The sequence below is a fragment of the Paenibacillus sp. RC67 genome, assembly GCF_030020805.1.
Lineage (GTDB): Bacteria > Bacillota > Bacilli > Paenibacillales > NBRC-103111 > Paenibacillus_S.
In genome coordinates, this window is sequence record NZ_CP125098.1 from 7330011 (window position 1) to 7350334 (window position 20324).

Annotated in this window: 20 protein-coding genes; 5 read left to right on the forward strand and 15 right to left on the reverse strand. The window is 48.4% G+C overall.

What is annotated here, in order from left to right; all coding sequences use genetic code 11:
• Nucleotides 1-242 precede the first annotated feature (242 nt).
• A complete protein-coding gene (locus tag QMA13_RS33075) occupies nucleotides 243-1880 on the forward strand; it encodes a hydroxysqualene dehydroxylase (RefSeq protein WP_282937874.1) in 1638 nt (545 codons plus the stop codon).
• A gap of 120 nt (nucleotides 1881-2000) precedes the next feature.
• Here QMA13_RS33075 and QMA13_RS33080 read toward each other — a convergent pair whose 3' ends face one another.
• Nucleotides 2001-2525, reverse strand: coding sequence for a YfiT family bacillithiol transferase (locus tag QMA13_RS33080; RefSeq protein WP_282937875.1), 525 nt, complete (start codon nucleotides 2523-2525; stop codon nucleotides 2001-2003).
• A 3-nt stretch (nucleotides 2526-2528) separates the two neighbouring features.
• Nucleotides 2529-2819: a hypothetical protein gene (locus QMA13_RS33085; protein WP_282937876.1), complete on the reverse strand. Its 291-nt coding sequence runs from the start codon at nucleotides 2817-2819 to the stop codon at nucleotides 2529-2531.
• A 207-nt stretch (nucleotides 2820-3026) separates the two neighbouring features.
• On the opposite strand from QMA13_RS33085, the gene QMA13_RS33090 reads away from it, so the two are divergent.
• Entirely contained in the window at nucleotides 3027-3467 is a 441-nt protein-coding gene (locus QMA13_RS33090; RefSeq protein WP_282937877.1) for a GNAT family N-acetyltransferase, read from the forward strand.
• A gap of 201 nt (nucleotides 3468-3668) precedes the next feature.
• Entirely contained in the window at nucleotides 3669-4349 is a 681-nt protein-coding gene (locus QMA13_RS33095; RefSeq protein WP_282937878.1) for a class I SAM-dependent methyltransferase, read from the forward strand.
• Between the two features lie 62 nt (nucleotides 4350-4411).
• On the opposite strand, the gene QMA13_RS33100 is transcribed toward QMA13_RS33095, so the two are convergent.
• Both QMA13_RS33100 and QMA13_RS33105 read right to left on the reverse strand, forming a co-directional pair.
• A complete protein-coding gene (locus QMA13_RS33100; RefSeq protein ID WP_282937879.1) occupies nucleotides 4412-5380 on the reverse strand; it encodes a PfkB family carbohydrate kinase in 969 nt (322 codons plus the stop codon).
• A gap of 482 nt (nucleotides 5381-5862) precedes the next feature.
• Nucleotides 5863-6588, reverse strand: a complete 726-nt coding sequence (locus QMA13_RS33105) for a PadR family transcriptional regulator (protein WP_282937880.1) — start codon at nucleotides 6586-6588, stop codon at nucleotides 5863-5865.
• 44 nt (nucleotides 6589-6632) lie between these two features.
• Between QMA13_RS33105 and QMA13_RS33110 the strand changes: the two genes are divergently transcribed.
• Nucleotides 6633-7001 carry a DUF1904 family protein gene (locus QMA13_RS33110; RefSeq protein ID WP_282937881.1) on the forward strand — a complete coding sequence of 123 codons (369 nt, stop codon included), beginning with the start codon at nucleotides 6633-6635 and terminating at the stop codon, nucleotides 6999-7001.
• Nucleotides 7002-7113: 112 nt separating this feature from the next.
• Here QMA13_RS33110 and QMA13_RS33115 read toward each other — a convergent pair whose 3' ends face one another.
• Entirely contained in the window at nucleotides 7114-7485 is a 372-nt protein-coding gene (locus tag QMA13_RS33115) for a response regulator (RefSeq protein WP_282937882.1), read from the reverse strand.
• A gap of 364 nt (nucleotides 7486-7849) precedes the next feature.
• Between QMA13_RS33115 and QMA13_RS33120 the strand changes: the two genes are divergently transcribed.
• Complete coding sequence (locus QMA13_RS33120) at nucleotides 7850-8089, forward strand: hypothetical protein (protein WP_481858065.1); 240 nt, start codon at nucleotides 7850-7852, stop codon at nucleotides 8087-8089.
• Nucleotides 8090-8497: 408 nt separating this feature from the next.
• Here the strand turns inward: QMA13_RS33120 and QMA13_RS33125 are convergent, their stop codons facing one another.
• The 10 genes from QMA13_RS33125 to QMA13_RS33170 all read right to left on the reverse strand — a co-directional run bounded on the left by QMA13_RS33125 (nucleotide 8498) and on the right by QMA13_RS33170 (nucleotide 20216).
• Nucleotides 8498-8812 (reverse strand): heavy metal-binding domain-containing protein, encoded by a 315-nt coding sequence (locus QMA13_RS33125; protein WP_282943672.1) that lies wholly within the window; start codon nucleotides 8810-8812, stop codon nucleotides 8498-8500.
• A gap of 147 nt (nucleotides 8813-8959) precedes the next feature.
• Nucleotides 8960-10378 (reverse strand): aspartate ammonia-lyase, encoded by a 1419-nt coding sequence (aspA, locus tag QMA13_RS33130; RefSeq protein WP_282937883.1) that lies wholly within the window; start codon nucleotides 10376-10378, stop codon nucleotides 8960-8962.
• 219 nt (nucleotides 10379-10597) lie between these two features.
• Nucleotides 10598-11464, reverse strand: coding sequence for a protein phosphatase 2C domain-containing protein (locus QMA13_RS33135; RefSeq protein ID WP_282937884.1), 867 nt, complete (start codon nucleotides 11462-11464; stop codon nucleotides 10598-10600).
• A 59-nt stretch (nucleotides 11465-11523) separates the two neighbouring features.
• Complete coding sequence (locus QMA13_RS33140) at nucleotides 11524-11952, reverse strand: threonine/serine exporter family protein (protein WP_282937885.1); 429 nt, start codon at nucleotides 11950-11952, stop codon at nucleotides 11524-11526.
• Between the two features lie 51 nt (nucleotides 11953-12003).
• Entirely contained in the window at nucleotides 12004-12759 is a 756-nt protein-coding gene (locus QMA13_RS33145) for a threonine/serine exporter family protein (RefSeq protein WP_282937886.1), read from the reverse strand.
• A gap of 462 nt (nucleotides 12760-13221) precedes the next feature.
• Complete coding sequence (locus QMA13_RS33150; protein ID WP_282937887.1) at nucleotides 13222-14820, reverse strand: SagB family peptide dehydrogenase; 1599 nt, start codon at nucleotides 14818-14820, stop codon at nucleotides 13222-13224.
• A gap of 73 nt (nucleotides 14821-14893) precedes the next feature.
• Entirely contained in the window at nucleotides 14894-16837 is a 1944-nt protein-coding gene (locus tag QMA13_RS33155; protein ID WP_282937888.1) for a TOMM precursor leader peptide-binding protein, read from the reverse strand.
• On the reverse strand, nucleotides 16834-18813 hold the full coding sequence (locus tag QMA13_RS33160) for a putative thiazole-containing bacteriocin maturation protein (protein WP_282937889.1): 1980 nt from the start codon (nucleotides 18811-18813) through the stop codon (nucleotides 16834-16836). Before QMA13_RS33160 ends, QMA13_RS33155 begins: the two co-directional genes overlap by 4 nt.
• Nucleotides 18814-19041: 228 nt before the next feature.
• Nucleotides 19042-19323 (reverse strand): heterocycloanthracin/sonorensin family bacteriocin, encoded by a 282-nt coding sequence (locus QMA13_RS36780; RefSeq protein WP_481858066.1) that lies wholly within the window; start codon nucleotides 19321-19323, stop codon nucleotides 19042-19044.
• A 452-nt stretch (nucleotides 19324-19775) separates the two neighbouring features.
• A complete protein-coding gene (locus QMA13_RS33170) occupies nucleotides 19776-20216 on the reverse strand; it encodes a hypothetical protein (protein WP_282937891.1) in 441 nt (146 codons plus the stop codon).
• Between the last annotated feature and the right edge of the window lie 108 nt (nucleotides 20217-20324).

Genomic DNA, 20324 nt, shown 5'->3' on the forward strand with positions numbered 1-20324 from the left:
TCTTTATACGATTTGGCTCAATTCATCTCCTTTATGGCTTACTGCTCCGATCCTTTTACTGAGGGCAATAGCCTTCAGGAATTGCGACAAAATTTGAGTTTTTCTTCTTTTCCTCCCTCCAACCCTTTCCACTTAGGTCATCAAGATCATTTTGTCGAAAAATAACGGTTTTCGTAGGACAAAAGCCATGGTATAAATAGATTAGTATACTTAGCAAATTATGACAGGAGTGGAAATGAGGAATGAAGAAAAAGGTCGTCGTCCTTGGGGGAGGCGTAGCCGGTATGAGCGCAGCTCATGAGCTGGTGGAGCGCGGTTTTGACGTGTCGGTTTATGAAATGAAGGGAATTGCGGGAGGTAAGGCGCGTTCCATGCCAGTGCCGGACAGCGGAACGAATGGGCGCAAGGACCTGCCTGGCGAGCACGGTTTCCGTTTTTTTCCGAGATTTTACAAACACATTATCGATACGATGGAACGTATCCCTTACGGCAATAACAAACGAGGCGTAGCCGACAATTTGGTCGAAGGAACCCGTCTGGGGCTGGCACGAACGGACGATATTCCTGTCGAATTCGTCACCGAGTTTCCAACTTCCTTGTCGGATATCAAGTCACTGTTTAAATCTTTATTCGACAATCATCTGGGACTTACGGAGCAAGAGGTCGACCATTACCTGAAAAGAGTATGGCAGGTTATGACAAGCTGCGACGAACGAAGAGCACAAGAGTATCAAAACATTCCTTGGTGGACCTTCATCCAAGCAGACCAGCAATCTGCTGATTTCCAACGCGTATTTACAGGGATGACACGTATACTCGTTGCAGCCAAAGCTAGAGAAGCCAACACAGCGACCGTTGGTGCAGTGGGTGCGCAAATTATGCTGGATATGGTCATGCCTGGCGGAAGTGCTGACCGACTGCTGAACGGACCGACGAATGAGGTTTGGATTAACCCTTGGCTTGACTATTTGCGCCAATCCGGCGTCGATTATCACTTGAATGCTAAGGTAGAACGCATGGATTGCCAGGATGGCCTTATTACCGGTGCGACAATAACCGAGTTTGAGAATACATTCGACATTAAAGCCGATTATTATGTCGCTGCATTTCCTGTCGAAGTCATGGCTCAGTTCATAACCGAGGATATCCTAAAAGCCGACCCTACCTTGTCGACGATAAAAGAATTGGCTAATGATGTCGATTGGATGAACGGAATCCAGTTTTATTTGAAAACCGATGTGCCTATCCTGCATGGCCATATGATCTATATGGATTCTCAATGGGCACTGACCTCGGTTTCCCAGAAGCAATTCTGGCCGAAGGTCGATTTGAGTCAATATGGAGATGGAGAGGTAGCCGGAGTCCTATCGGTCGATATTTCCGATTGGGAAGCTCCTGGCGCGATACTGGGCAAAAGCGCCCGTCACTGCACGCGCGAAGAAATTATGCAGGAGGTATGGCATCAGCTCAAGGCGAGCTTGAACGTCGACGGCCGCATCGTGCTGGAGGACAGCAATATCCATTCGTGGTTCCTTGACGAGGATATTCAACTGCCAAACCCGGAAGGGGTACCGGCCAACCTGGAGCCTCTGCTGATCAATAAGGTGTACACTTGGGAAAAGCGTCCCACAGCTTATACAGCGATCCCTAACCTGTTCCTGGCTTCGGATTATATTAGAACGAACACGGACCTCGCTACGATGGAGGGTGCTAACGAAGCGGCACGGCGTGCAGTCAATGCGCTCTTGGAAGCAGCAGGCTCCAAAGAAACGCATTGCGAGATCTGGGAGATGTATCAATTCAGTGCCCTGATGCTGCAGCGCTGGCACGATAAGGCTCGTTTCGATAAAGGCTTGCCGTGGGATGGAGATATTTTCTAAGCTGAAGGACTTATAAGACAAACAACCTGACAAAACAGACGTAATGGTCTGAAGTCAGGTTGTCTTTATTTCCATGCTACCGCTACAGCTTATTCTGAGTCCATTCCTAACGAATTCGATTTACCATCCATTCCTGCGTCGAAGCTGTGTAATATGCGCGGTATGATGCCGTCCATGCCAAGAATAGATCCCTAGATTCACATCTAAGCGCACGACCCCCGAATCCGGATGGATGAAGACTCGTTCCCACTGCTCTGGATTAAGAGCGCGCAGCAGATGTCCCCACCGCTCATGTAGTTGATCAAGCAAAACAAGAGATGTCTCGATAGGCGCTTCCCGACTATCCGTAAGCTCAGCCCAGGCACCCTCATCATAAGGCTTAATAGTGGGCTGCTGTTCCGTAAGCGCAAGCTTGAAACGAATCAAGCTGTTCATATGGCTATCCGCCACATGATGCACCACTTGACGAACTGTCCAGCCTCCGGGACGATAGGACTCATTAAGCTGTTCTTCCGAAAGTCCGCTCACCGCCTCTCGCAGTTGAGTAGGCAAACGTTCAATATCCTCGATCCATAATTGACGCTGCTCCGGCGTAATATCCCCGTTCCATTCAAAACGCCCGATGGGAAATCGTAAGGTTTCCATTAATTAATCCCCTCCGCCGCCATCTCCCCCACTGCCATTGTCACCTGAGCCACCGCTATCGTGGGAAGAACCGCCGTGACTATCCCCGTGATGATGGTGATGATGACCGTGATGACTGTGGTGATGATTCCGATGGCCTTCATTGGTATCTGAAAAAATAAAGCTGCTCGATGAGTGCGAATGGTCGTCATTGCGACGGTGTCGGTTTCTTTGATTAGAAGATTTCTTGGATACATTAAATAAAATCAAGACGATGACCATAGCAAAAATAAAAAATCCAATTCCTATCTCCATCGTATCTGTCCCCCTCCTCTTCATCAATAGCTGGATGCTTTTGGGTTATGTTCCTATCTTTATTGTATCGGACCGCTTTCCTTGTTGCAAAAGGAAGGATCTGTATTACCAATCGGTACGTTGAAAGTTTGACGAGATGCTTGGTTCATGTCATGATAAATAGATCAAAGTAAGACTGAAATGTTCCACGGAGAAGGAGATCTGGCAATGAAAGAAATTATCCACGTAACGACCCAACAACAGCTTAACGAGTGTCTTGATATAAGAAAAGAAGTTTTTGTGGTTGAGCAGCAGGTTGATGTAAGCTTGGAAATCGATGAGTTCGATGAATCCCCGGAGTCCTGCCGCCACGTGCTGCTTCAGCAAGACGGCAAGCCGTCGGCAGCCGGTAGAATGCGTCCGTACACAGACGATACCATGAAGCTACAGCGGATTGCAGTACTCAAATCCGCCCGTGGTACAGGAGCAGGTAAAGCCATTGTACTTGCTTTGGAGGAAGAAGCCCACCGTTTGGGATATAACTACACCCTTCTGGACGCGCAGTGCCAAGCAGAAGGTTTTTATAGCAAACTCGGTTACATCACAATATCTACAGAAACTTTCTTAGATGCGGGCATTCCGCATGTCCGTATGAGAAAAACGCTGTAAGCTTCGCCATTCACATAGAAGATTGCCCTTTTCCATCCTTAACAGGATAGATTTGCGGCGGTCTTTTTTATTGCGTCTAGTTCTAGTTACATCTAAAAACGAGAATGAATCAAGCTATAATAGATATTATTGTTAAATATTCCATGCGATATAATATTTGGAAATAGAATGCTAATTTCGCTTATGAGGGGGAGAACCAGCATGGCTCAGTATGACTCGTTTGCCGAACAATATCATGAAATGGTACAAAACGGAGGGCCTGAAAATGCCTATCGTTATATTATCGCGCAAGTAGAGGCGTTATCCGATCTTCACAAACAGAAAATTTGTGACATCGGATGTGGGCAGGGTGAACTTAGCTCCAGGCTGTCCTTGTTAGGGGCAGATGTAACCGGTGTAGATCTTAGCAGTGCACTCCTTCAGTATGCGCATGCAAAAACAGAGCAAGTGAACTGGGTTCAAGACGATGCGATGGAACTACAGCACATACAAGAGGCTTCGTATGATTTCGTCGTTTCAAGCGTTATGCTGATGGATGTCCCTGATCATCGCAGAGTCTTCCAGGCCTGCCACCGCATATTAAAGCCGGAAGGCATCATGATATGGGTCATTATGCACCCTTGCTTTCAATCTCCTTTCAGTCATCCGTTAGGTGATGGATCGCGGAAGGTAGTGCAGTATGCCCCTCAATTTTGGAAATCCGCGGGGACGGGGACAATCCGTTCCACGCTGGGTGCTTATCATAGGCCGCTTTCCACCTATATTAATGATTTTATGGCAGCTGGTTTTTCTTTGCTGCGAGTGGATGAACCGGAAAGGCTGAATACCTCGGTGGATCAGCTTCCCTCTCTTTTCGGTGCAACTGGCAGAAAGCTTGCCTAGCCTTGAAGCTTAAAGCAAAAAAAGAGGCCAGCGTATCGCGCGCTAGCCTCTTTTTCGTTATTTTACAGAGCTTCCACTTCCGCCAGTGTCGGCAAAGCCGGTATAGCTCCCCGCCGAGTCGTGGTAACTGCCCCCACCTTGTTGGCGAATTTGAAAATATCGGATACAGCCGCTTCATCAGAAAAGAAGCTTTCCAAGCCATCAGCCGTCAATTCACGTTCCACCAGCTTATAGAGCATGGCCCCAACAAAGCTGTCGCCGGCTCCGGTCGTATCGACTGCCTTCACCCGAAAGCCCGGAACCAATGTCATCGCATTTCGCGTAACGACAAAGCATCCTTCCTCGCCCCGCGTTACTACCACTGCCTTCGTTCCCATCAGCAGCAGCTGATGTACGGCTTCAGCAGGTTCCATCTCTAGCAGAAATGCCGCCTCTTCCTCACTGACCTTAACCACATCAGCCAAAGATATATGGCTAAGCACTTCCTGCCGCATCGTTTCTTCATCAGGCCACAGAGCTGGCCGTAGATTCGGATCGTATGAAATGATCCCGCCGAACGCTTTGACCCTGCGAGCTGCTTCCAGTGTTGCCGAACGGCATGGCTCACTAATTAAGGATATCGAGCCGAAATGGTAGATTGCTGCATCCTCCAGCCATTCATCTTTCAGTTCCGATGGCTCCAGAAGCATATCTGCGGCAGGATCGCGGAAGAATAGAAAATCTCTCTCTCCGTCTTTACGGAGCGACACAAAAGCCAGACCCGTACGCGCTTCATCCGTCTCGATGAGAGCAGTCTCTACCCCCGCTTCAATTAGCGTGCTTCTCAGGTATCTTCCGAATGCATCATAACCTACCTTCCCTATAAAACGGGAATAACCGCCCAATTTTGCCACAGCCGCAGCCACATTAGCTGGAGCACCACCCGCAGCCCTTTGAAAAGCCGGAACCTGCTCGAGAGGCTTGCCGTTTTCCTCAGGTACAAAATCAATCAAAAGTTCGCCCAAACAGACAACCATCGTACGATCGTTCATCCTTCTACCCTCACTTCAAATCACATAGATTAGCCATTGGCTTGCACAAGTTTTCTATACTAACCATAGCATAAAAACCAGGTAAAGGCACGCTCAGACCCTCTGAACATGGATAAAAGATCGCCTAATCCGGCGAAATATCCTGGAATCCTCCCGCCTCACTTGATTTGAGAAGGATAATCATTTTCATTTACTTATTAAAAATAATCCACTTTACAAATGTAAGTGAGTAGGCTATACTTATCTTATACAAGTTCATCAGATAAAAGGAGGTTTCCACCATGGCTAAATGTGCTTGCGGTAACACTCAAAACTCATCCGGCAACTGCGACGGTTCCCACGCTAAAAAAGACAAGTAATCTTAAGTTTATATAAAAAGATCGAGCTTATTCGTTGAACGAATAGGATCGATCTTTTTTTGTAATCCTGCAGCAGCAAGCAGTGCTCCCGCTGCTCCTTATTACCCCGTGCTTTTACAATTCTCAAGAGCCGTATTCTTCCCTCAATAATTGCTGCACCCATTTACACCATTCAATCTCCATATGGGCGTTATCCATAGCGCGCTTCAATAAGATATGTTTACCAAAAGAAGTAGACCGAAGGCTTCGGGAATCTCCGTCCTCTGCCTTTTCCTTGTTCAGCTCTTCAAGCGAAGCAGTCAGTTTGGCCAGTTTTTTGGTGAACATTTGCAACCGTTCTTCGAATAATTGCCCCATCCTAACCGGATCGGCTAGCCAAATACCGTACAGCTTTAGCAGCAGCTCATCCCGTTTCACAGGCTCGGAGGTTTGTTCCGGAATCCACTGCTGCAGCGCGGCGATGCCAAGCTCCGTTATCGAGTATACTTTTTTATCCGGCTTTTCCTTTTGAGGCACCGCAACGAAATGGACAAGGTCGTTTTGCTCCATTTTTGCCAGCAGCGGGTAAATTTGACTGTGCTTAGCCTGCCACACTGGCTGAATTTGCAGCATAAGCTCATAGCCTGTGCATGGTCCTTGCGAAAGCAGTGCAAGAAGTCCGTACGAAAGAGTATTCATGGCGCCTCCACGTGAATCGGTTCCTCGGTTGACAGATGCTTGGAACCGTAGTACTATTTTCTCGTGACTATTATATGTAAAAATGTACATATAATCAATAGCGCCAAGCTTCTCAACATGCATAAATATGTACAAGCTTAAGCTGAAGGTTACCAGAACTTGCGGCTGCATCTGTGCGCCGCCTTATATATTGTAATATAAGGGAGACATACACCATGCCTTATTTACGTTTTAAAGGTTTTCCCAGTGAATTTCTTAGATCAATAGCTCCTCAGGTTGTGGAGGACTTTGCTCAGATCGTTAGTATCGCCAAGGAAAAAGTGAAAATCGAGTCATTGTTATCCGAGGCTATCACTCAGGTTCCGCTAAGTGTGGAGATTCTCATGTTTCCGAGAAAGCAAGAGGTTCACGATGCGGTCGCCGCGAAGTTGAATCGATTGCTGCAGGATTTCGGCTATGAGCAGGTCCATCTTTTTTTCGTCATTCTAAACCCGCTTCTTTATTATAAAAACGGAGAACCTCTCGTCTCAACAGGCCAATCCTACGGCCCTTCCGAAGGAGCTTCGGTCCAAGGGATTGGTTGAGGCTACTCCCCTATAGCGCAGTAACCATAGCATCCATGGCATTAAAAGCCAAAGGGTGCTTTTTTCTATTTAAAAACCCCCATTCGCCGCATGGCAGTATGGAGGTTGACTTTTAAGATGGCTTGATGCCTAACACTTTGTTGACCGATTCAATCACACGTTCTTTTTGGAATGGTTTTACGACGAAATCCTTGGCTCCTGCTGTTATAGCATCTACGACCATGGCCTTCTGCCCCATTGCAGAGCACATAATAATGTTTGCTCCCGGGTCGATCTTACGTATTTCCTTCAAGGCTCCTACGCCGTCCAATTCCGGCATCGTGATATCCATTGTTACCAAGTCCGGCTTGATCGTTGAATAAGCTTGTACAGCCTCAAGTCCGTTCGCAGCCTCAGCCACAATCTCGTGACCTTCCTCTGTCAACATGGTCTTCAGTACCATCCGCATAAATGCTGCATCGTCCACCACCATAACTTTTGCCATAGTGCTCCCCCCTTACCATTCACATCTATATAAGGTCATTATGGCAAAGAGTGTTTAAACAAATTTTAGTTAACCACGTGAATAGATTTAGTTTTCCTTATAGTTTCCTAACACTTCCTTCTTAGCTGCTGGTAAGTCAGTAACCAAGTGTGCCTAGACTCCATACTATACAAGGTCAAAACTTACAGCGCACGGAGGTACTTTTTATGGATCAGAGAGCTTCAGAATCGCTGCACCGCCCTCGCTTTTTCCCGTTTTTTTCTTTCTTTCCCCATCTTTATTTCCCGCTCAGGGACAAGATGGGGAGCGGAATGCTAACATTTTCTCATCACACCGCTGTCAGGAAGGAGACACCCTACACTCCTTGGCCAGAGCCTACAATGTGCCGCTGCCCATTCTCGAGGCGATGAACACACATCTTCCCGCTGCGAATCCTATTACACCTGGCTCCGTCGTCCATATTCCGCGCATGGATACGATGTTTTGCCAAAAAGTATATTGGGAACAACCGGTACCTGCCAGCTACTCTTCTCCAACTATTCCTAGAATAGGCCCTAGATATAATCGGCCTTCGGCTTCCTACAACGGCTTTTACTCCTGCTGATTGCCTTGAGAACTCCATGAAAGCGAAAATCAGAACAATCAGTTTTTTGCCCATTCTGGCTGCTCAAGGGAGCAGCTTTTTTCTATATTCATGGACGCATAACTTGTGACAATTTTCTGAAAACTTTATGTGATCCTAAGCTTACTTTAAGATTTCTCCAAGACGACAGGCATATAATGTAACCATACTTACTTCATTGGAGGGATTGACATGAAACTTTTTTATTCTTTCTTACAAGGCTTCTTTTACAGCTTTATCGCTATTGCTGCTCTGCCTATCTTGTTGGTTCAAAGCATTATTGATCTATAATGAGCACAAGTTATTTGTTCGCCCCTTGGGTCCATATAGAAATGTAAAGGCAGCTTACCTGAATGAATCGGTAGGCTGCCCTGTTTTTTATTGGCATTGTTATTCCACTTGAACAGCAGTACCGCTAACTGCAACCATCAGCATTCCATCGCGAATAACCTCATAATCAATGTCGATCCCGACAATACCGTTCGCCCCTAATCTGGCTGCTTGTGATTCCATTTCATTAAAAGCAATGTCGCGAGCATCCTTCAGCTTGCTCTCATAAGCTCCTGATCGGCCGCCAACAATATCGGTGATTGAAGCAAATATATCACGAACGATATTAGCCCCCATAATAGCTTCGCCTGTAACAATAGCAACGTATTGTACAATCTCCCTGCCCTGAATTGTCGGTGTCGTGCTTAAAATCATATGAAAGCCCTCCTCTGCATCATTTTTCTTAGCATGCGGGAAAGCGGCTGCTTTCATACATGGCATAATGCAAAGAACCCCCCCATGAAAAGGGGGGCCACGTCTCCGAAATGCTTTATTCATTCCTTGCGTTTACTTAACTAACTATTAATTATCAAGCAAAGACGCTCCTGCAATGCCGGGATGTGTCATTTCAAATGGATCAAGGATAAGATCCAGCTCTTCTTCCGTCAGCACGTTATAAACCAGGCACAGCTCACGCACCGATTTACCCGTTAAGGTCGCTTCGCGGGCTATGCGCGCCGCTACCTCGTAACCGAGATGCGGATTCAGCGCAGTAATAATACCGATACTCCGGTCAACATATTCTTTACATTGCTCTGCATTCGCTTCGATGCCGTCAACGCAATGAATTTTAAACACTTTAAACGCTTGATTCATAATGCTAATGGATTGCAGCAGGTTAAAGACCAGAACCGGCTCCATCACATTAAGCTCCAACTGACCAGCTTCGGAAGCAAGGCAAATCGTGTGGTCATTGCCGATAACCTGGAATGCCACCTGATTAACAACCTCACACATGACTGGGTTGACTTTACCCGGCATGATCGATGATCCTGGTTGACGGGCAGGCAGCTTGATTTCGTACAAGCCCGCACGCGGCCCTGATGCCATTAAACGAAGATCGTTGGCAACCTTGGACATGTTGATCATGCATACTTTTAATGCAGCCGATACCTCGGTATAAGCATCCGTATTTTGTGTCGCATCTACGAGATCTTCCGCGTTTTTAAGCGGGAATCCGCTCCATTGAGCAAGGAGTTCAACAACGCGTTTGATGTAGCGAGGATCGGCATTCAAACCGGTTCCTACAGCCGTCGCTCCCATGTTAACCTCATACAAATGAGCACGGCTTTGTTGAATCCGTTTGATATCGCGTTCAAGCACTCTCGCATAAGCGGCAAACTCTTGTCCAAGCCGAATAGGCACCCCATCCTGTAAGTGGGTACGCCCCATTTTGATCACGCTATCGAATTCAACTGCTTTGGCAGCAAAGGCACCGTGCAATTCCTGGGCAGTTACAAGCAATTTATCCATTAAAGACAGTACGGCGATATGAATCGCGGTTGGGAAAGCATCGTTAGTCGATTGAGCCATGTTCACGTGCGAGTTCGGGCTGACTGTGAAATAATCGCCTTTAGTACCGCCGAGTAGTTCAATCGCACGATTAGCGATAATTTCATTGGCATTCATATTGATCGACGTTCCCGCTCCACCCTGAATTGGATCCACGATGAATTGGTCATGCCATCTGCCTTCGATCATTTCATCGGCAGCTCTGACTATCGCTTCAGCCAAACCAGGCTGCAAACGGCCAATTTCCATGTTTGCCGTAGCCGCTGATTTTTTCACAATAGCCATAGCTTGAATTAATTCCTCATGAACCCGGTAGCCGGTAATAGGAAAGTTCTCTACAGCCCTCAAGGTCTGTATGCCATAGTACGCATCAATGGGCACTTCCTTTGAACCTAAGAAATCTTTTTCAATTCGTACCGTTTCCGTCATCTTGCGTTTCCCCTTTCATACCATCCAAGCAAATTATTATCCAAAGGTTAAATAAAATTGTAAGTTGAATCCGGTTTCATTGTAATCCAAATATCCCGAAGTTGCAACGTGTCCTTAAATTGTTAGAAATACGATTGTCCCACAAATTAAAATCCACACCAAAGTCACTCATTCGAAAGGAGGTCCACTTAAGTAAAGTATGGCAGCAATTTACACCTTTCATTCAAATTGAATCCAAATGCCGGTCTTATCATCTGACACTTTAAACCTTGGATAACGAAGGCAATCCTTGTCTTCCCGCTCTAAAAGGATGAGCTTGTCGGCATATCCAGCTAACGATTGATCAGCAATCTGGAGCGTCAAATCCCCCATAGCATCGTAAGTCTTATTCGCCTTAGCTTCGGGTGCCGCTTGTGGGAACAATCCATCTGTCACTAGCAAAAGGGCCTTCAACTGGATGCGATTGATCCGTCCATATTCGATGAAATCTGCAAGCTCCGGCTCGCCGCTAAGGACGGAATAGCCATCCGGCGTATTCATTTTTGCTTTATTGCCCAAAATGACGGGTCTCGCCAGCTCCACCAGCTGCTCCCGCTTCGTAATGCCTTGCCGAATCCCCTCCTCCAAAATGCTCTTGGATATGAAATCAATATGGGCAACCTGATCCCGGGAAAGAGTCCTCACGGAACCATCCTTATAGAGGGCTGTTATCATGCAATCCCCCACTTGGGCAAAATCGATATAGGAATCTTGAACACGAACGAGGGCTAGTCCACTGGTCCATAGAGAAGCTTTATTGATGACGTCGATACCGGCCTCGAGCATCGTTCTTCTTAAGAGAGCATTCGCTTGAAGAACCAGCGGCTTTAGACTGTCCTCCGGTATATCTTTCTCTTCCAGCGACTCCAGATAGCTCTGAATGAGCCGGGAAGCAAGGTAGCCTCCTGTCTCCTTATTGGGACCCCGATACGGATGCATTGAAGTGGCGCCATCCAAAACCCCGTATAAGTGCAGACGCTCATGATAGACCAGCGCATCCTCATTCCATTCCGTCGTTCCTTGCAGGGAGATCGTCTCGATCTTCATACGAATTCCTCCTCATGGTTCCTGTGAATTATGAATTTCGACCGCCTGCTCATGTGCTTTTACAACCGCGACTTTCGAATGACTTGATTGATAACCTCCGAAAAGATAAGTCCAATTGCTATAGCTCCTGAGATCATAAATGCTTTGGCGGCCAGCTGGACCGCTACATCGTACTGGTTTTCAACAATATTGCGCATCGCGTCATAAGCCAGTCCCCCAGGAACAAGAGGAATAATACCGGAGACGCTAAATATAATAATCGGCGTTTTATAAATTTTGGCTAAAAATTGACTGATCACCGTAACGAAAAAGGCAGCGACCAAGCTCGAGACGATTGGATTAGCGGATACCTTCATGCAGGAGATGTACAGCAGCCACCCCATCATGCCGACAAACCCGCATTGCAGCAAATTACGTTTAGGTACGTTAAATATGATGCCAAAGGCTGCGGAAGCGATGAAGCTGGTTACCAGCTGTTCTAAAATCAAGGTCGCGGTGCCTCCTGTACAAAATGTTAATAAGCCTAGCAGCGTGCTTTTTCAATAAAGCGAAATTACAAGAGCAATCCCTGCACCAATAGCGAAAGCCGTTAAAAAAGCCTCCGCCCCTTTGGACAGCCCGGAGACGAGATGCCCTGCCATTAAATCCCGGACGGCGTTCGTAATCAGCAGACCCGGCACCAGCGGCATGACGGATCCTATAATGATCGTGTCCAGCTGGTGTCCTATCCCCTGCTTAACGAATAAAAAGGATATCGTGCCAATCATTAACGATGCTAAAAACTCGGCAAAAAATTTGATTTCGATCCAACGCTGAATGTATAGGAGGAATAAAAAGCCTAGACCTCCGGATATAATCGCCGGGAGAACATCCTGCCAAATCCCCTGAAACATAATAAGGAAGCATCCGCTTGCCAAAGCCGCCGCAGCAACCTGAACCCATACCGGATAAGCGATTCGGGCCGCATCAATTTCTTTAAGCGCCTCATGAGCTTCTGAAGGGGACAGCTCTCCAGCGGTAATTTTTCTGGAAATGTCGTTCACAAGCGTTACTTTACGCAAGTCGGTCGACCGCTCCATAATACGAATCAAACGAGTCATCGGTTCGGTTCCATCAATCGAGAAAAAGATTCCGGTAGGAGTCACATAGCTGTGAGAGTTGTCCACCCCGAGCGCTGAAGCGATACGCATCATCGTATCCTCTACCCGATAGGTCTCTCCACCGCTTTGCAGCATAACTTTTCCGGCCAGCAGGCATATTTGCGTAATTTCATAATGTTGCTTAGTTGGCTCCATCAGACTTCTCCCTCGGGTCGTGATACAGTCGCTTGTTCTAAGTGTTTGCCTATTTTTGTATTTTTAAAAGAATTCGGCACCGGCATGCAAACCGACCTTTTTACAATGGTGCCTCTGCCTACAAATGTAACGCAAAATGTAAGAAATGAATAGGGGGATCGATCCAATTATAAAACAAAAAAACAGCCATTGCGGCTGCTTGAGTCTGTCGATAAATGTGTTATTCAGAAAATGACGGCTAACGAGAGGTGGGGTATTCCCTTGCTTACGTAGTAAGTTTTCTTATGGAAAACTCTTAAAGCATCCACCTTTGTTATCGGGAAATCACCGCTGTAAAGCGAATGAATTGAAAATTTCCCGATAACAACAGTGGCTGGAAGGGGGTACCCCACCGGAGTACCACGTACATTTCTGAAGCTTCTTGGGTTTCTCGACACTCTAAACCGTTGCGGCTGCTTCTACTCAACCATGCAGTCCAGCAGTCAAACGAGGACTCGGACGGTAAGCGCCAACGGGGATTTGGATCAAGCTGCATAATCCCTTCTCCGGCATCCGGTATATAGCATCACATAATTGAGTGTCGTACCCGAGCAGCGGATGACCGCCCCATCCGAGCGCCGATGCAGCCAACAGCAAGCGCTGCACCAGCATTCCCGCCTCCATCTGTTGAATCCGGAAGCCCCTGTACCCAAGCTCGGCAGTATAATGGCTGCTATCCCCGGCCACATGAAAGCAAAGAGGGACCTGAAGCACGTTCACATTATCGGAAGTCCTCCCCTGCTGTATCCATAAACGTTGATCTCCGCTGCGAACTTGTCTCAGCGCGTGCTTCCCTCCGTCATAACTATAAGCCCCATCTGGAAGGCCTTCGATCTGATGCGTACAAACGTAAAGAGATACACGAGGAAGCGAATGCCCCCGGTCGCAGTCCAGATCATTCCGGTAAACAAAGGAATCCGTCGTCTCCTTCAGTAGTATGGCAAGCTCATATTGACTAACTGAACTGAGTACAAAATCCGTATCCGGACAATATCGCCTTCTGCTTACGTCTGCGAAATCATAGAACATACGTTCCAAGCTGGGCAGCAGTATGGCTCCTTCTTCGCCTAGAGATAGACTTCCCTTCGAGCCGAATGAAGAAGCTAAAGACGCCTCCATCGTATTGAGCATAACAGCCTCGTTCATCTTGAGCAGCAGAGGATAGGGATGGACTCGATTCGATCTTATATAATGCTCATGCAGCAAGGGAGGGAGCTCCCGACACAGCGCTTCAGCATCGACTACTTCCTCGCCCTCATTAGCGCAGATTCCAGAGGGGATAAACCAGGAAACGGTCGGTTCCACTGTCATTGGGATGGCTGCATATACACTCTCTTCCTGTTCCGATAGGCCTAACAGATGATTTATCGCCCGGTCCATAAAACGGAAGCAGACACCTGCATCGTAGCCAAACCGTTTTGCCGTCTCCAGCAGCTGGCCCATCATCGCTCCTGCATCCAATCCCTGAAGGCGATAGGAAAATGAATGGTATTTAAAGAAATTTTTCCAAAACATAGCCGAGACGAAAACAACCGCAAAGCACTCTTTGATATCGCATGGATGTCCCAAGGCTTGCATCAAATAGTTGTCAAAGCAGCCCTCGCGAAGCAGCACGAGCCGATGATGTGCCGTATCGTAATGATACACTCCGGTCGGCAGCCCCTCGAGTTTCAAATATAAATAGCATTCATTCGGATACAATGCCCCTCCGGAAGGGGCGAATCTTCGATACATAGGGAGTACGATTCGTTCCACTTCTTTATCGGGCATAATACAATAGCTGAACTGAGCCAGCCCGCAGGAATACCACAGAAAATGGCCGAGACTTTGAAGATCGGGCAGCTTTTTCGGTTTCATATCCTCTGTAAGCTTCAATGGAACATTATCAGGCAGGGGCACAGCGGGTAAGCCTCGGTAAAGCTTGTAGGGCAGCGGTCCGTCGGCCCAATCCACAACACGGTCCGGAGGTTTGGTTTTGTCGATGTCATACAGCAAATCATGCAAAAATGAGTCCAGGCTCATTCGCTTTCCTCCCATACAGAGAATGGAAACTCGGGACCGCTTCACGTACCCATACTCTTTTGTCGTTTGATGGTTATGGAAACGGGTGAGGATACGGATTCAATTGATCCGGTGTTAAAGGGTGTGCAGCAAATCCAAGCTGTGCAGGTACGCTGAATAATCTCTCCAGTCCGGTTATGCGAGTATAATGATGGCCGAAAGTCATAGGAAGCAAGCCGGGAATAAGCACTTTGACACAATAAAGGCCATTACGCTCAAGCTCAGGGGCCGTTACATCCACTACAATAATTTCAAGGTTCACCCTGCGAAATGCCTCAACGATCTCCTTTACATCCTCTGTCAAATCAGCATGAGCACTCCTGCCTTTGAACTGCTCATCAAATCTGTGCAGCGGACGCTGTCCGCCAAGCAAAAACTGCAGCCTCTCTGCTGCCTGCGGTAATCCGTACAACATTGCGTGGTCATCCATCGTCCATACTTGAGAAGAATCGAGGAGCATGCTCTCACAAGCTTCCCGCTTGGCCTCCATTTTTGAATCCAGATTGATCACCGTGCCTGCCAATTCATGAAGCGCACCTTTAACCGCCCGTACCGGGTCCGGCCCCGCCCCTGCAGCGCAGATGAGATTCATACCGCTTGGCTTGCGGTTAAGAGCAACTCCCCATACACTCGGTATCCCATGCTCCATCGTTGAATTAAAAAACCTGACATCAAATCCAGCAACAGCCCGTAAACGCTCAACCATCCATAACAGCTCTGTATCGTTCGCTGAAGATAGATCTAGCTCCGGGATTGGCAGACGCCCAAACCAGGTCATCAGGAACGAATCACGTTCCACCACTTCCAGTATCCCGTATAAAGCAGCTTCTGTCAGACTGCTCCCCAAGGCACAACCGTTGGACGATTCGAACACATAAGGATTGCCGGACGTCATGCTGTAATACGCCAGCTGCTCAGGAACAAGAAGGGGACGCTCCTGCGTCAGCGAATAACCCCAGACCCAGGGAATCGAAGACGTAGCATCAAAAGGCTTAAACGGGAAGCCTTCCCGAGCGTACTGCTCCTGGGAGTGAACTCCTACGGAGAGAGGATCCATCGCTTGGTCCGCCAACTCCAGATAGCTGCCGCTGACAACCGTCCTTTTGGCCCTCGGTTCCAGACTCGAGTAACGCTCAATGCCCTCTAAAATAGCCGTAAAATGGCTTATTGCATACGAATGTGTTCTGCCCGCCGTCCCTACATCTTCGTTTGCTAGCGGTAAATTGACACTGGCATCTGCAAACGGCGATACCAGGTCTGTCCGTTCCCCATTCAGCAAACCGGTACGATAATCCAAATAATCGGCCTGGAGAAAATGCTTCAGGTCATCCATGGAACGGGAACGGTAGCTGTCCACACTGATTTTTGGGGTTGGATTCAATACTAGACGCGCTGTTTCGGCACAATCCTCTGCCGCTCGACTGCAAAGCGGACAAAGCGAATCCGGAAGCACGAAATGATAAGTGCATTCCAACGTCGACAAATTGAGAAGATATAAGCTTCCTTGCCTATACTCGGAGCTTAGCAGCAGCTTTCGAACCTCAGCCCCGAGCAAATAAGAGGCGTGCAGCAGTCCTGTCCTGGTGACCCATGCATCTCCTGCGGGGGAACCTCCTGATTCGACCCGTTGCTTGCGTAGCCTATTCATTTCCCAGCTCTCTTGTCCTGCCCGGATTCGTCTTCGCTCGGCGCATTGAGAGCAACCGGTTACATCCGGTCGTACAAGCGGGCCTAAGACGGCATCTCCGAAGGAGACAAAACCACCATACCAAGGAATACCGGCAGGCTGAAGCAGTTCTTCCGTTGTAAGCTGCAGTGAAGGGTCCCAACCATCGCTCAGCACTACGACCAATTGCGCCGCTTCGGGAACGCCGGATTCCCAATCGGCTTGCCGAATAACCTTGAAATAGGAGGACAATTCCTCATAGGCATAATCCGCCAGCTGTCCGGCACCTACTATGGCTACGACAGCGTTCACTCTGATTCCTCCTTCCGCAAAATAACGCCATATACACCGGCAAGCCCCTCTTTCAGGAACGGCTCTATGGCCAAATCTATCACTTCAAGCCGCATTCCAAGGCTTCCTGTTATCTGTAAGGCCGTTTGCAGGAGATCAGGCTGTGCGGCTGTTCCGTAAGCAGCAATTTCAAGGCGAATCGGCTCCCTGGCTTCTGTATGAACACACGTTTCCTCCCACACTTGAGCGCACCTGGAAGAGCATACGCTTCCGTTCTGCTCATAAAGCAGCGCTAGCTGAAGTGCACTGCGCAAAGCGAGCGTTGTATTCAAACCGATGCTTGTAAACCAACGATGCTCCACTCCCACCCAAGCAACGGGGAATCCCAGCAGCTCTTCACCTAGGCCTATGATTGGGGCCCCTCTCTTTACGGATAATGCTTGAAAACCAAACCGGCTTCGTGTATCGTCTATTCCTTCCAGCTGTACAGGATGGATGACAGGCACCTGCCCAAGATGTCTTCCATTCCATTCGGTCTGCAATCGTTGGGTAAGTGCCCTTCCTATTCCCTCGGCAACCGTCTCCCCCGCTCCGATACCAACCAACTGGAATCGCCCAACCCTCCCCTCGGCTTCGTCAAGCTCGTTAGATCTTTGTTCAAGAAGCGGCTTCGTCAATCGGGCCACATACGCCTCCAATCCTGTTAATCCAGCTTCTCGTCTTGCTTCCTCATGTGTCAGACCGGCTCCAATCCATTCAGTCAGCAGCTCCGCAGGACCTTCCGACAAAGGGTCGACAGCCTGAACACAGCATTGAGCCAGTGGAAGTTGTATGAGCTCACCCTCCTCCCATTTGTGCAAAATGCCGGTTTCTACAGAAGTCAGTCCGCTCAAAAACGATAACAGCCGGCTGCCCTCCAGTTGAGAATTTTCCTCCTGATGAACCAACGTCTCTGCAGAAACAACTTGGAGCTCTAACGGCCACTGATTTGCTAAAGGATGAGGCAGATAGGAATGCCAACTTCCTTCCAAAGTTTCCAGGTTCATCAGGTACAGCTCGCCGTTTCTTCCGGGCGGCAATGCTCCTGTTATTCTCTTGAACAGCTCAAATACCATCGTGTTCACCAGCAGTGCTCCTGCCGTCGCAGAAAAGGCATGCTGACCGGAATCCCCGCGCCATACGGAGGAATGAACCCGGCGCCAGGCGGATTCCCAATCTCCATCAAGCTCAGGGTGTACAAGCGGACCCGCAAAGCCTGATTGCTGCACTATGCAGGCGGGAATAAACCACTTACCCTCCTTACGGCAAGCCTCGTGAATAACCCTAAGCTGTGAAACATCTCCCTCCCTCGATACATATCCGACGATGTCGTAAGGCGCTATCGTTCCCCTCCAGAAATGGAGATCCTCATTTGATGAGGTAAGCTGTGTCATCTCCAGCGTCACTTCGGGATCGGTCTCGCGCGAATGCTTGACGAGCTCAACGATTCTTTCCTGATCCGTCGGCTCCGAATCCGTAAGCAGCACATGCAGCTTAGGCAAGCCCGTTTCCAGTAAAGCGGCAACCAGTGAAATCATCAATGGTCCGGAACCAACCACCAGCAGCCGAGTTTCACGATAGCTTTGAAACCGATAGCCTCCCGACGAACCGAATTGATCCAAAAATTCGATTTGCGATGCGTATTTCATCGTTAAAGCTTCAGGTAATTCATGTGGTAAATCCGTACTTACATCCCGAACAAAGCCGTTGTCATACAGCACTTGAGCTATATCGTACATTTGTTTCACGTAAGCATCCGGCAGTCCGTCGCTTAAATCGTCCATCGTATATTCGCCGTTGAACATCGGGATTAACCGCTCAACCCACTGATCGATCGTATTGCCCTCTATGCGGAATGAACTTACATTATTGCGGAAATAAACGCTGCCCTGCGGCTCTGGAAGAAAAAAAGTATCCCTTTTTACTTTGAGACGCATAGAAGGATGAATTTGGCCCATACTATCCCTCCTTTGCTCTTGGCATTGCCCCATATGCAATTACATATTATTTTATGTATGCCTAGTTGTCCTTCATGTCACGTTAAAATACTCTGAACGCAGAAAAGCCCCTGCATTCCATGGAATGTAAGGGCTTTTGCTGCGGAGCATTCGGAACTTCTTATTATTGGCCGTGAGGGTACCGGTATGGAACCCTCGTGATCGGCTCGGTTTAACGCAAACGCTATCTTATCGACCTTGGCCTGTGCCATGACAGTTATGGCAATTATGACAATTGTGACAGTTATGACAAGTGTGGCAATTATGGCAGTTGTGGCAGTTATGACAGTTATGGCAATTATGGCAGTTGTGGCAATGATGACAGTTAAAGCAGTTATGGCAGTTGTGGCAATTAAACCATGTACGATCGCTTTGTTGGTCAGCTACCTTCCAGGAAGTCACCTCTCCAGCTTTCAAGTCGGAAACGTTCAACTTTTGTAAATCCTTTTTAAAATCTCCCATGTATATCATCCTCCGCCTAAATAATTATGCTGGCAGGATATACTGACACAGACTTTGCTGCCTGCTCCCCATTCCGCCAACGTCATGAATACCCCATGACAACATATGTAGCGGATTCCGCTCTTGTTACTGATTTGAACACCTAATTTTCAAAAATAACCTATAAGGTTCTACCGCCGCTTTTGCTGCAACAAAAAAAGCCTATCTGCGGGAATGCCGCTGACAGGCTTTTTCGACCGGTGCTTCCGGATTATTGATATTAGATTACCACAATACATGGGTATCGTCTACCATTATTTGCTAAACCAATTCATATAAAATGATGATTCGATGCCGGAGCTTTGCTAAGTATGCCCTGTCCCAGAGCGTATATCGAATCAGCCGTAGCGAAGTCCTATCGGCAACCGTGGATTAGTCGTTAAATTAGGGGACAAAGCTGCTTCAGCTAGGCGGCAGAAAGCCTACTTCTTGCCGCGGTCTTGACCTGACCGGTGACCTCCCTGGCTTCCCCAATGGCCACCTTGACCTTGTCCGTGTCCGCCTTGGCCTCCCCAGTGGCCTCCTTGGCCTTGCCCATGTCCACCTTGGCCTCCCCAATGTCCGCCTTGGCCTTGCCCGTGTCCTCCTTGGCCTCCCCAGTGGCCTCCTTGGCCTCCCCAATGTCCGCCTTGGCCTTGCCCGTGTCCGCCTTGGCCTCCCCAGTGTCCGCCTTGGCCTCCCCAGTGTCCGCCTTGGCCTCCCCAGTGTCCGCCTTGGCCTCCCCAATGTCCGCCTTGGCCTCCCCAGTGGCCGCCTTGGCCTCCCCCAGTGTCCGCCTTGGCCTCCCCAATGTCCGCCTTGGCCTCCCCAGTGGCCGCCTTGGCCTCCCCAGTGGCCGCCTTGACCTGGCCACATTTGACCACCCTGGCCTGGCCACATTTGGCTGCCTCCTTGACCTGGCCACCACTGATACGAGCGTTTATTTTTACTCATGTCATCCCATCCCTCTCTTTTTCTTCGTAGTTCACATT